Annotated in this window: 13 protein-coding genes; 10 read left to right on the top strand and 3 right to left on the bottom strand. The window is 44.4% G+C overall.

All coding sequences use genetic code 11. From position 1 onward, the window contains the following. Positions 1-74: 74 nt before the first annotated feature. On the top strand, positions 75-1,226 hold the full coding sequence (locus AB5618_RS04100) for an exonuclease SbcCD subunit D (RefSeq protein ID WP_237963677.1): 1,152 nt from the start codon (positions 75-77) through the stop codon (positions 1,224-1,226). Continuing rightward, on the top strand, positions 1,223-4,534 hold the full coding sequence (locus tag AB5618_RS04095; RefSeq protein WP_237963676.1) for an AAA family ATPase: 3,312 nt from the start codon (positions 1,223-1,225) through the stop codon (positions 4,532-4,534). The genes AB5618_RS04100 and AB5618_RS04095 overlap by 4 nt, the downstream gene beginning before the upstream one ends. A 56-nt stretch (positions 4,535-4,590) precedes the next feature. On the opposite strand, the gene AB5618_RS04090 is transcribed toward AB5618_RS04095, so the two are convergent. After that, a complete protein-coding gene (locus tag AB5618_RS04090) occupies positions 4,591-4,689 on the bottom strand; it encodes a DUF6783 domain-containing protein (protein WP_334285441.1) in 99 nt (32 codons plus the stop codon). Between AB5618_RS04090 and AB5618_RS04085 the strand changes: the two genes are divergently transcribed. Next, positions 4,654-4,779 carry a DUF6783 domain-containing protein gene (locus AB5618_RS04085; RefSeq protein WP_368366522.1) on the top strand — a complete coding sequence of 42 codons (126 nt, stop codon included), beginning with the start codon at positions 4,654-4,656 and terminating at the stop codon, positions 4,777-4,779. The genes AB5618_RS04090 and AB5618_RS04085 overlap by 36 nt on opposite strands. Before the next feature lie 43 nt (positions 4,780-4,822). On the opposite strand, the gene AB5618_RS04080 is transcribed toward AB5618_RS04085, so the two are convergent. Next, positions 4,823-5,482 (bottom strand): HAD family phosphatase, encoded by a 660-nt coding sequence (locus tag AB5618_RS04080; protein WP_173772272.1) that lies wholly within the window; start codon positions 5,480-5,482, stop codon positions 4,823-4,825. Continuing rightward, positions 5,476-6,165, bottom strand: a complete 690-nt coding sequence (gene thiE / locus AB5618_RS04075) for a thiamine phosphate synthase (protein WP_173772274.1) — start codon at positions 6,163-6,165, stop codon at positions 5,476-5,478. The genes AB5618_RS04080 and thiE overlap by 7 nt, the downstream gene beginning before the upstream one ends. Positions 6,166-6,411: 246 nt before the next feature. Between thiE and AB5618_RS04070 the strand changes: the two genes are divergently transcribed. The 7 genes from AB5618_RS04070 to AB5618_RS04040 all read left to right on the top strand — a co-directional run bounded on the left by AB5618_RS04070 (position 6,412) and on the right by AB5618_RS04040 (position 12,624). After that, a complete protein-coding gene (locus AB5618_RS04070) occupies positions 6,412-7,065 on the top strand; it encodes a hypothetical protein (RefSeq protein ID WP_148463192.1) in 654 nt (217 codons plus the stop codon). Between the two features lie 183 nt (positions 7,066-7,248). Continuing rightward, positions 7,249-7,821: a TetR/AcrR family transcriptional regulator gene (locus AB5618_RS04065; RefSeq protein ID WP_368366511.1), complete on the top strand. Its 573-nt coding sequence runs from the start codon at positions 7,249-7,251 to the stop codon at positions 7,819-7,821. A 43-nt stretch (positions 7,822-7,864) separates the two neighbouring features. After that, on the top strand, positions 7,865-8,065 hold the full coding sequence (locus tag AB5618_RS04060; protein WP_294431361.1) for a nucleotidyltransferase family protein: 201 nt from the start codon (positions 7,865-7,867) through the stop codon (positions 8,063-8,065). Positions 8,066-8,462: 397 nt separating this feature from the next. Then, entirely contained in the window at positions 8,463-8,903 is a 441-nt protein-coding gene (locus AB5618_RS04055; protein ID WP_294431363.1) for a hypothetical protein, read from the top strand. Positions 8,904-9,098: 195 nt separating this feature from the next. Beyond that, positions 9,099-10,931 carry an ATP-dependent zinc metalloprotease FtsH gene (ftsH, locus tag AB5618_RS04050; RefSeq protein WP_195478085.1) on the top strand — a complete coding sequence of 611 codons (1,833 nt, stop codon included), beginning with the start codon at positions 9,099-9,101 and terminating at the stop codon, positions 10,929-10,931. Further along, on the top strand, positions 10,928-11,470 hold the full coding sequence (locus AB5618_RS04045; RefSeq protein ID WP_187565804.1) for a DUF308 domain-containing protein: 543 nt from the start codon (positions 10,928-10,930) through the stop codon (positions 11,468-11,470). Before ftsH ends, AB5618_RS04045 begins: the two co-directional genes overlap by 4 nt. Before the next feature lie 167 nt (positions 11,471-11,637). Continuing rightward, the gene (locus tag AB5618_RS04040) at positions 11,638-12,624 is read left to right on the top strand and encodes a LacI family DNA-binding transcriptional regulator (protein ID WP_347087648.1); all 987 of its coding nucleotides are present in this window, start codon (positions 11,638-11,640) and stop codon (positions 12,622-12,624) included. Positions 12,625-12,712 lie beyond the last annotated feature (88 nt).

Below are 12,712 nucleotides of genomic sequence, written 5' to 3'. Positions count from 1 at the left end.
AATCGGTAATATTAAGGTATATAAAATATATAGTTTAACTGGAATTTTGAGAAGATAAGAATGGGGAACGGTTTATGAGAATATTTCACTTATCAGATTTACACATAGGCTTGAAATTAATCAATCGTGATCTCAGAGAAGATCAGGAATATATACTGGATCAAATAATTCAGAAGGCCGCAGAGAAAGTGCCTGATGCGATCGTGATCGCAGGGGACATCTATGACAAAGCAGTTCCGTCTGCAGAAGCAGTGGAGGTGTTTGATCATTTTATCGGAAAGCTGCGAAATGCAGTTCCGGATTCTGTAATTATGATGATCAGTGGAAATCACGACAGTGCACCTCGTGTGAACTGTTTTCGGAGTGTGCTTGACCGTCAGAAAATTTATATGATCGGAATACCGCCTCAGACAGAAGAAGATCATATTGAGAAAGTGGTACTCCAGGATGAATATGGTCCGGTGAATTTTTATTTGCTTCCCTTTGTGAAGCCTTCCATGGTGAAGCTGATCACTGGCACAGACGAGAATGGAAATAATCTTTCTTACAATGATACGATCCACAGACTGATAGAACGTGAACAGGTCAACATAGACCAGAGAAACATTCTGGTCAGCCATCAATTCTATCTGCCCATGGGGGAGAATGCAGAAGAAATTGAACGAATGGACTCTGAGATCCGGACAGTAGGAAATATTGACCAGGTGTCAGCCGATATTCTGCAGAAATTTGACTATGCGGCACTGGGACATATTCATAAGCCAATGAAAGCAGGCGGCGAGTTTTATCGCTATTGTGGAACGCCGCTGGCATGCTCTGTAAGTGAAGCAGGTCAGAATAAAGGAATTATAATGGTTGACATAAAACAAAAGGGCGAAATCACTACAGAAGTAATTCCACTGGAACCGCTGCGCCAGATAAAAGTGATCAAGGGAGATTTAGAGAGTGTTCTGGCACAGCGCTGTAAAGATTATGTGACAGTAATTCTTACGGATAAGGTGGATCTGGACGTAATTGATATGCAGGATCGTCTGCGCTTGGCTTTTCCAGGGCTTTTAGAGATACGCCGTGAGACTGTGCGGCAGGCTGATTATACCAGACATGCAGACAGTGAGCGTGAATTGAATCCATTTGAACTTTGCTGCCAGTTCCTCGGAAATGCAGATGCGGAAGAGCAGGAAATTCTTCAGGAGGTTATCAATACAGTACAGGAGGTGGCGAAATGAGACCTGTGAAACTTACCATGCAGGCGTTTGGTTCCTACGGAAAACTGACACAGATCGATTTTCAGGAGCCGAATCAGAATCTGTTTCTTGTGACCGGAGACACCGGAGCAGGAAAAACAACTATATTTGATGCCCTTGTATTTGCTCTTTACGGTGAAGCCAGCTCCAGTACAAACAAGAAAGATGGTGTTGTACTGCAAAGCCAATATGCAGAGTTGAACGTTGAACCATTTGTAGAGCTTGTTTTTTCCGAAGGGACAGGAGAAAATAGCCTGCTGTATACTGTCCGCCGTGTTCCCAGACATCTGAAGCTTCTGACAAGAGGGGCGGGGAAAAATACAGGAAGCCGTGAAGTACCGGGGTCTGTCAGCCTGATCATGCCAGATGGTACCGAATATCCACAGAAGGAAGCTGACAGCAAGCTGGGGGAGATCCTCGGTCTTACCAAAAGCCAGTTTATGCAGGTTGCCATGATCGCTCAGGGAGAATTTATGGAGCTTCTTCGTGCAAAATCTGATGATAAGAAAGTCATCTTCCGGAAGCTGTTTAACACTGAATTATACCAGAATATTGTGGACGAGCTGATGAATCGCAAGCGTTCCCTGGAAAAAGAGATTGCTCAGATCAAAACTGCATGTCAGACTGAAGCTGCCCATGTGGTAATTCCCCAGGAATATGACCAGTGGCAGGAAATAGAAGGGCTAAAAAAGCAAGTTTTGAATGGGGAAATTGTAGTGATGGATTGCTTTCTGGATCATCTGGGCGAGTTATGCAGAACACTGGAGAAAAGTGTGAATTTTACCTCGAAAGAATTACAATCCGCATCAAAACTCCGCGATGAAAAAAGGGATATCTACAACAGTTCCATTCAGCTGACGAATTTATATGCGCAGCTGGAAAGCGCTGAGGTTCAGCTTTCTGAATGTGGGAAAGTGGAAGCACAAATAGGGGAAAAGACCATTCTGTCAGAGAAAATTAAGAAAGCATACGAAATAAAAGGCGAATACGCACGCTGTCAGGATGCCTTGCGTAATATGCAGACATGTGAGAGTGCCTTAAAGGAGCAGCAGGAACGAGCTCCTTTATTAAAAGAACAGTCACAATCTGCCATTCAGACAGCGAAGGCGGTGAAAGAAATGGCAGAGAAGGAGCTTAAGGCGTACACCACTATTTATGAGCGCGTGAATAAAGAAGTGAAGCTCCTTAAGCAGATCAAGGAAGCAGAAAAAAGTGTAAAGACCAGCCAGCAAAATCTGACCGCAGCGCAGGCCGCAGACCGCAAAGCCAGAGAAGATCTGGAGAAAATGGAGAAGCGGGAAGCAGACTGGAGGGCTCAGTCAGAGAAGCTGACCGACACTAATGAGAAAATTGCTGTCTGGAAAGGGAAAAATCAGGAACTGGAAGTACTTGGCATTGAAGTACAAGAAACGGAAGACCTTCTTAAAGGTGTAGAAACACAGAAAAAACTGGCGAAGAAAGCACGAGAGACATACCAGAAGAATAGAACCAGATATGACGCAAAGAGCCAGGAATATGAGTCTATGCGGAGAATTTTTCTGGATGAGCAGGCTGGTTTTCTGGCGCGCGAGCTTCAGCCAGGGAAACCATGTCCTGTATGCGGTGCAATAGAACATCCGAATCCATGCATAGCTTCTACCCTTCATAGAGATCTCACCCGTGAGCAATTGGAAGTGGCAGAAAAAGAAGTTTCTGAGCTTCGAAACAGGCAGGAACAGTCTGCCGGTGAAGCAAGGTCAGCCGTGGATATAGTTGCAGAAAAAGAACGACTTTTGGAAGAGACAGGAAGGAAGCTGTACACGCGTATTTTAAATGATCATGAGCAGTTTCCGGAAGCAGGAATGCTGGAAGTATTTGATTCTTTAGGAGACAATATAAAAAATTTCCAGGCGAGCAGAAATTCAGAAGTCACTGGTGCAGCCCAGGATCAGATGGCGGATAACGAGTGTAATTGGAATGTATTGCTGAAGCAGATACAGACACTTCTTGGAACCTGGAAAACTTTATTACAGGAAGAGGGTGCAAGACTTAATACAGCCCAGAAAACATTGCGTAATCTTCAGGATGCTCTGAGACAGGTAGAAGAGCAGAAGAAATCAGGAAAAACTGCCGTAGAGGAATGTGGACAAAAGCTGACTGCGGCAGCAGCGTCAGCCAAGAGCGCAGAAGCTCTTCTGAAGCAGCTGAATGATTCCCGGGAATATCCATCAGAAGAGGCGGCTATGACAGAGTTTAATCAGGCAAAAGGAAAATGGAAAGCTGCAGAAGCTGTTTCCAAGGAAGCTGAAAAGAAAGAAAAAGCGTCTTCTGAAGAGCTGGTTAACTGTACCAGCTTGATTAAACGATTTGAAGGGGAACTTCCAGATCACAAGAAGCTTTACCAGGAGCGGCAGGCCTTTTATCAGACTTTGATGAATGAGAAGAATATGACAGAGGCAGAATGGGCGGATATAGCAGAGAACTATACCCGTGAAACAGCGGAGATTTTGCAAAAAGAAGCAGATAGCTGGCAGCGAAAAAAACTAGCCGCACAGACCACTGCAGAGACAGCTGGAAAAGCCATAGATGGTAGGAGCAAGCCGGATATGGAAGCTGCCAAGTCCCAGATGGAGGAAGCTGAGAAAGTACGGCTTCAGACTCAGACGAAACTGGAACTTTATAAAGAACAGTATAAAGCTGATAAAGAGGCATATGATATTCTTAGCCCTCAGATGGAGAAGCGAGGTAAAATCATTGAAAAGCATACCAAGCTGGAAACTCTTTATAAGCTGTTGTCTGGAAATATGTCCGGAAACCGTATGGATCTTGAAACTTATGTGCAGAGATATTACCTGGAGAAGATTCTTTATGCGGCCAATCGCCGCTTTGCGAATATGTCTGCCGGACAGTTTGAACTTCGTATGGTAGACGAGGAGAATGCGGGGAAAGGCAAGAATCGTGGTCTGGATCTTATGGTATATTCTAATGTTACCGGCAAAGAGCGTGAAGTCCGTACCCTTTCCGGAGGAGAATCCTTTATGGCAGCCCTGGCATTGGCACTTGGAATGGCAGATCAGATCCAGGAGAGCTCTGCAGCGATACATCTTGATGTAATGTTTGTGGATGAAGGCTTCGGTTCCCTTGATGAGCATTCCAGAGAACAGGCGGTAAAGGTTCTTCAGGAACTGGCGGGAGGAAGCAAGTTGATTGGAATTATTTCTCATGTGACCGAGCTGAAGCAGGAGATTGAAGATCAGCTGATCGTCAGCAAAGACGAGAAGGGAAGTCATGTGAAGTGGCAAATAAGCTAGTACATCGAATATTAAGTAACTGCCATATTGACTTGTCTGATTTTTCATCTGCTGCGTCAATATAGCAGAAACTTAATTTTCGATGTACTAGAATCTGTTTGAAAAATCATTCCCGCAATCTGTACGCTCCACTTTGCGGTATATTTTGCCCGAATTCAGTTGCCGTAGCTCGCTACGGCTCCTTCCTCCATCTTGCATATGAAGAAATCATCCTGCGTCAATGTAGTAGATACTTGGTTGAATAAAGAATATCGGGAAGCAATTAAGCTTCCCGCCAAATAAAAAGTTCTATAGATTTTTTGTAAAATTAATAAACTCTTCCGACTCACCGTAATCATGAATCCGACAGTTTGCCAGACGCTGTATTTCCTCTTGATTTTCTTCATGAGAGTCGTACACAGCAGTGGTATAGAAGCCATCTTTCTTAGCTGTAGTAAGGGCATGAAGAGAATCTTCAAAGACCATGGTATTGGTTCGGTCAGTGCCAAGAAAGTTCAAGGCTTCCCGATAAATGGTTGGTTCGTCCTTTCCGGCACCCACAGAGGAGCAGGTAAAGATTTCACTGAAATAATCAAGCACTTCGCAACGTGCCAGGGCAGCTTCCACGAGGGAGCGCTCTGTAGCAGTGGCAATACACATTTTGACTCCGGTCTCATGAAGCTGAGCCAGAAATTCTTTCAGATGAGGCTTCAGCTGAGCTTCATAGCGGTAGAAATCATCTACAATTGCTACAGCACTCTTGATCAATTCATCTTGGGTCTGTTTTACACCATAGTGCTCAATAAAATAGTCAGCTGCCTGGTGGAGACTCATAGTGGCGATTGCTTCATCCAGATCCGGTTCAGGTTCAATTCCCTGGTTTCGCAGGTAATTTTCGCCTACATGATCCCAGGCTGACATAGAATCCAGAATCGTACCATCCAGATCCCAGATGGCACCCCTTAACATGAAATTCCTTTCCTGGAAGATGCATTGTCTTTGGAAATACAAGTAGAATCTTTCATTTTGAGAGTAAGCTCTTTAAGCTCTCTGGTTGCTTTTGTAATATCTTCAGCTGCAAAGATGGCACTTACAACTGCAATTCCGCAGATACCGCTTCCAGCCAGCTCCATTACATTGTCATGTGTAATTCCACCGATAGCAATAACGGGAATATTTACAGCCTCACATATTTGTTTTATAGTTTCATGGCTGATATTGCCGGCATCTTTTTTGGTTCCGGTTTGGAATGCGGCACCTACTCCCAGATAATCTGCGCCATTTTTTTCAGCAAGAACAGCCTCTTCAACTGTATGCGCAGAAACGCCGATGATTTTGTCAGAACCGAGGATGGCTCTGGCATTACCAGCAGCCATATCCTCCTGCCCTACATGAACGCCATCGGCATTGATTTCTTTTGCAATTTCTACATTGTCATTGATCACGAATGGTACATGATAGCGCGCACATAACTCTTTGATTTCCGCAGCTTCTTTGAGAAAACTATCTGTATCCAGATTTTTTTCGCGTAGCTGAATGAAGGTAGCCCCACCTTTTAAAGCTTCTTCGACCTGGTCATATAAAGTTCTGCCATTTAACCAGCTGCGGTCAGTAACGGCATAAAGTAAAAGATCTTTTTTATTGCAGTTCATTGGTAAAACCTGCCTTTCACATGTAACTTGTGCGTCAAACACACTCTAATACATTATATAAAGCTGAATCTGGAAAGTAAAGGTAATTATTAAGCTAGAGCCTGTTTCTGCGAAGATCGAGAATCGTAACCCATAATGTTTGTTACATGAACAGGAACCTGTACATTGAAAAACAAAAAGTGATATGTTAGACTAATATTAAAATTGCGTTTTGTTGGTTTGCAAAAAAGAGAGGAAGGTTTGATTATGGATCAATTTGAGAGGATGAAGGTGACGCGTCAGGCGATGAATGGCAGGATGTGTCTGATGTTTGGTGGTATTTTCCTGATGTTTTCAGCCATTACCTCCACGATCATGTATGGAATCAATTTCTTTATGACAGCTCTGGAAGCAGACAAGGGAACTGCAGAGTATGTAGAACTTCTTGAGAATGCCGGAGTGGGGAGTGGACTTCTGAAAGGGATTGGTATTTGTTTTATTGCAGTAGGAATCTGGGAAGCTGTAGTTGGATTTCTATCTGTAAGGAACTCCAACAGAGTAGATAAGAGCAGATTTTCTGTGAAACTGGCCATATCTCTTCTTATAACTGAGATTGTCATGCAGGTAATTCTGTTTTTTACCGGATTGATGAATCTGGGGCTTCTTTTTACAGCCATTGTGCTTCCGCTGTTTTTACTTTGGGGTGCCACCCGCTTAGGCAAAGTTGCCAAGGCTGATCCGGAACGCAAATTTGCAGTAGACCCAGCCAGGAAGAAATCCTCCCAGCAATCTCAACCGGCCGCCCCGAAGAAGAGCATTCGTGAGAGAGCCGCTATGCAGGCGCGAGAAGATGCAGTGGTACCAGAGAAACAAGATACTGTAGATGAGGAAGATATTGCAGATTCAGAAGAGTCAAATTAGAAACCCAAAGTATGAATATAAGCATCATTGGAAAATGCAGTGGGAATAAGCGTCATAGGAAAATGCAGTGGGAAAATTGTTAAAGATATATAACCTGTGAAATAGTATGAGCTGTAGTTGGTCGTTGTTGCCGATAATATGATTTGCATGTAGCTATTAAGGTATAAGAATTAGAGACTGTTTATGATTCAACACCGGATAAAGGAAAGAGAACCACAGTATATGGACATGAAAGAGATCATCGCAGAAGCAGCCCGTAAGCTGATTCTGGAGAAAAAAGTAAAGAAGCTTACAGTAAAGGATATTGTGGAAGAGTGCCAGATCACCAGGCAGGCATTTTACTACCATTTCGAAGGAATACCGGATCTGATTCAGTGGAGCATAAAGCAGGGAACCAGGCGGCTGCTGGAGGCGTGCAAAGAGCAGGGCGGCGCAGAAGCAGCGCTGAAGTATCTGTTTGTTTTTGCCATCAATGCTATACCTGAAGTGCGAAAAGGAATAGAAAGTAATTATGGAAAAGAACTGGAACAAACCCTTATGCAAGGAACCTACCAGTTGTTTGAGAGCATTGTGGAAGAAGAAAATCTGTACCAGAACTACAGCCGCCAGGAACTGAAACTGATCCTCCGTTACCACAGCCATGCTATCTTTGGTATTCTCCAGGACTGGACACCGGAGGATACGAAGAATCTGGATATGATCGTACACGAAGTCTATTTGATTATGATGGGAAAGAATGCTCCAGAAGAACTATAAAATATCGTTTGACTGTATTTACAGGAAGTGGAGGCGGCAAAGTATGGGCTATGATCTTCCGGAAAGGGTTGTAAAAGATATTGTAACGTTTGCTAAGAGGTATTCTGTCAGGAAAGTTATATTGTTTGGATCGCGTGCAAGGGGAAACAATACAGAAAGAAGCGATATAGATATAGCGGTATATGGCGGAGACCAACTGGGAATAGAATCCAGAGGCCGGATGCAAATACATGGAGAAAACTAAATAAGAGATCAAACGGGCGAGGTGTATTTTTTACACTTTGCCCGTTTTGTCTATACACGGTGAAATTTCTGACTATCGACACTTTCTTTTGCTTGTACTAGAATAAAATCATCAGGATTACGGAGCGTGATTGTGACGCACATTTTGCAGAATGCCTTTTTCAAACACGCTTTAGAGCCTGTTTGAGGAAGGCTAGTACATCGAATATTAAGTAACTGCCATATTGACTTGTCTGATTTTTCATCTGCTGCGTTGTCGTCGGTCGCCGTAGCCACCGCTACGCCTCCTTCCTCCGCCTTGCATATGAAGAAATCATTCTGCGCCAATATAGCAGAAACTTAATTTTCGATGTACTAGAAATGATAACGTAATCCGCAAGGAGAGGAGGGAACCATATATGGCACATGAAATTTTATCCGTAAAAATGTACGAGCTGGATAAAAAACTGGAACAGACCCACAGCCGGATTCAGCTGGCGGAGAGTATGGATACGGAAAGACTCCACCAACAGATCCAGAATCTCTGGCAGGAATGTCAGGAAAGCCGTATCACTTTGGAAAACAGACTTCGCCATTCCAAGACAGACTGTGTAATGAAGCTGGCAGGTGTCTACGACCAGGTGGAGGCAGCAGTTGGAAAAGTGTTGGAGGAAGAAAACATAAAATTGAAAAATAAGGAGCCAATATTTGGAAATGTGCTCCCGGGAACGGAGGAGAAAATCCTCACCGCAGAATACGCCCTTGATTTTGCCATGCAGGCAGTAAACCGGGCACTTCTGGTATCGCTGGAGGCTATTGAAGCCCAGCGCCTGGAAGAGAAGAAAGAGGCAGAAGAGTAGACACTACTGGTACATCGAATATTAAGTAACTGCCATATTGACTTGTCTGATTTTTCATCTGCTGCGTTGTCGTCGGTCGTCGTAGCCACCGCTACGCCTCCTTCCTCCGCCTTGCATATGAAGAAATCATCTTGCGCCAATATAGCAGAAACATAATTTTCAATGTACTAGTTTACATAAGAAAGGACTACAACCATGAAAGAAGTAAAAACCCCAAAAAAGCCGTTGATCTATTACTACGGCATTGTGCTTCTGGTACTGATCGTCTTTAACCTGGTGGTTTCCCCAATCTTGATGGAGCATCAGGTAGAAGAAACCGATTATGGTACCTTCATGAGCATGATCAATGAAAAAAACATCGGTAAAGTAGAAGTAGAAGATAACCAGATCGTCTTTACCGACAAGAACAATGAAAAAATTTACAAAACCGGTCTTATGAATGACCCGGATCTCACCGACCGTCTGTATGAGTGCGGTGCCACCTTTACCAAAGACATCGACCAGCAGACCTCCCCGATTCTCAGCTTCCTGGTAACCGGACTACTGCCGCTGATCATTTTCATAGTTCTTGGAAATTATATGGCGAAGAAGCTGATGGAACAGGCTGGAGGCAAAAACTCCATGGCATTTGGCATGGGAAAAAGCAATGCAAAGGTTTACGTTCAGTCCAGTGAAGGAATCCGTTTCTCAGATGTAGCCGGAGAGGATGAAGCCAAGGAAAACCTTGCAGAGATTGTAGATTACCTTCATAACCCAAAGAAATACACAGACGTGGGAGCCTCCATGCCGAAAGGCGTTCTCCTTGTAGGCCCTCCAGGTACCGGTAAAACAATGCTTGCCAAAGCCGTTGCCGGAGAAGCGAATGTTCCATTCTTTTCCATGTCCGGCTCTGAATTCGTAGAAATGTTTGTAGGTATGGGTGCCTCCAAAGTTCGTGATCTTTTTAAGCAGGCGAAAGAGAAAGCCCCATGTATCGTATTCATTGATGAGATCGATGCCATCGGTAAAAAACGTGATGGCCAGGTAGGGGGCAACGATGAGCGTGAGCAGACACTGAACCAGCTGCTTACAGAGATGGATGGTTTCGAAGGCAACAATGGGGTTATCATTCTGGCAGCTACCAATCGCCCGGAATCCCTTGACCCGGCACTTACCCGTCCAGGACGTTTCGACCGCCGCGTACCAGTTGAGCTTCCCGATCTTGCAGGACGTGAAGCAATTCTGAAGGTTCATGCAAGAAAAATCAAAGCATCCGATGACGTGGATTTCCACACTATCGCACGTATGGCATCTGGTGCATCCGGAGCCGAGCTGGCAAATATTGTAAACGAAGCAGCACTTCGTGCAGTCCGTGACGGACGTACAATCGTTACAGAAGCAGACCTGGAAGAGAGCATTGAAGTGGTAATCGCTGGTTACCAGAAGAAAAACGCAGTTCTCTCTGACCAGGAGAAAAAAGTGGTTTCCTATCACGAAATCGGACATGCCCTGGTGGCAGCCCTTCAGAACCATTCCGCTCCTGTTCAGAAGATTACTATTATTCCGCGTACTTCCGGTGCACTCGGCTATACCATGCAGGTAGAAACTGGTGACAAGTATCTGATGACAAAGAAAGAACTGGAAAATAAGATTGCAACCTTCACCGGCGGACGTGCTGCAGAAGAAATCGTGTTTGGCGAGATCACCACAGGCGCTTCCAACGATATCGAGCAGGCAACCAAGATTGCCAGAGCTATGATCACTCGCTACGGAATGACCGACGAGTTCGACATGGTGGCTATGGAAACCGTTACCAACCAGTACCTTGGCGGCGATGCATCCCTTTCCTGCTCTGCAGATACCCAGAAGGAAATCGATGAGAAGGTCGTAGAATTAGTAAAGCGAGAACATGAAAAAGCCAAAAAGATCCTGACAGACAACCGTAAAAAACTGGATGAACTGGCTATGTTCCTTTATGAAAAAGAAACGATAACTGGCGAAGAGTTTATGAAAATTTTAAATAACAAAGAGGAGAGTGAGGAAAAATGAGAAGACGTTCACGTTATGGCTGGCTGGAACTCATTGAGGGAATCCTGCTGATCCTTCTTGGAATTTATACGTTGTGTAATCCGGGCGGCATGCTCCGCGGAATTACCTTTGCGTATGGTTTTCTTGCTGTCATCACCGGAATTTCAGATATTGTATTTTATGCAAAAACAGAGCGCTATATCGGCTTCGGACCTACCATTGCTCTGGTGACTGGAATTTTAAGTCTCCTTGCCGGACTAATGCTTCTGATGTACCCAAATGCCGGAGAGCTGATCATGACCCTGCTTCTCCCAATCTGGTTCATCGCTCATTCTGTTTCCAGATTGACCCACATCCCTCTGGTCCGTCTGGCAGGAAAATTTTACTATTACTTTACCTTGATTGTAAATATCCTTGGAATCACCCTTGGTTGTCTGATGATCATCTGGCCGTGGGTAGCGTTGTTTTCAACGGGCTTTATTATTGGCGGTTATCTGATCCTTCTTGGAATCGACTGCGTGGTGATGGCCTGCAGTGACATGGATGCCGGGTGGATGTAAAAATAGAATATACTTAACGGCGTGAAAACGGAATATATTTATCGGTTGACACAAGAAACTACGAGGTGATAAAATCAAGATGAAAGTCAAGCGGAGATTCCAGGTCCGCTTCACTATTTGATTCGGTAAAAAAATACTGCAGCTCGCAATAAAGGAGATTTATATATATGGCAACACTTAAGGATGTGGCGAAGGCCTCAGGCTTGACGGTAGGAACAGTTTCCAGAGTCCTGAATAACAGAGGATATATCAGTGATAAGACCCGTGAGAAAGTATATCAGGTAATGAAAGAGCTGAATTATCAGCCTAACGAGACAGCTCGTGCTTTGTCCAAACAGAAGAGCAATACCATCGGAGTTATTCTGCCGAGTATTGAACATCCTTATTTTTCCAAGGTCTTAAGCCGCCTGGAGAGAGAAGCTGTGAAACGGGGATACCGCATCATGCTTTTTGTTTCGCGATATAAAGAAGAGCGTGAAGAACAGTGCATTGAGATGTGCAAAAGTGAAAGAGTGGCCGGTGTTGTTCTCTGCAGTGGAAGCTTTGAGACTGAGAAGTTTGAAGGACTGGATTTTCCGCTGATCACATTGGAGCGCTCCATGGATGAAGGGACGTCCGGGATTGAGTGTGATAACTATCAGGGCGGAGTGTTGGCAACGGAGCTTCTGATTGAGAAGGGCTGCAGGAAGCTGATGTTTATCGGCGGAACAAGCGCAGGGGTTGATATCCATATGCCCGGAGATCTCCGTGAAGTTGCATTTAGCGATACCTGTAAGAGATTAAATAAAGATAATGTGGTTATGGTAACGGATAACCGTCTTTTTGATTCTCTGGAATATTATGAATTTGTGAGAAAAGTACTGGTGGATAATCCTGATGTGGACGGTGTATTTGCCAGCTCAGATGTTATTGGTGCTTACGTACTGCAGGCATGTGCGGATCTGGAAATCAAGGTTCCGCAGCAGTTGAAGATTGTAGGTTTTGACGATGTGAACATTGCGCAGTTTACCAGCCCGGGACTTACGACAATTCATCAGCCCGTGGAGCAGATGGCGGAGATGGCAGTTGCTGCCATTGCACAGATTGATGAGGGAAAAGTGGTACCCACCAAGACTGTATTTCCGGTTACCCTGGTTGAGAGGGGAACAACCTGAAAGAAACAGGAATTTCTTTTAGACAATCGGGAAATCTCCAGAATAGAAAATTACAAGTCAGCTGTTATAGCAATTGCCTCTGGTTTTT

The organism is Ruminococcus sp. J1101004sp1_RTP21198st1_B9_RTP21198_201120, assembly GCF_040924245.1.
In the GTDB taxonomy this organism is placed as follows: domain Bacteria; phylum Bacillota; class Clostridia; order Lachnospirales; family Lachnospiraceae; genus Blautia_A; species Blautia_A faecis.
This window is presented reverse-complemented; position numbering and strand designations above follow the sequence as displayed.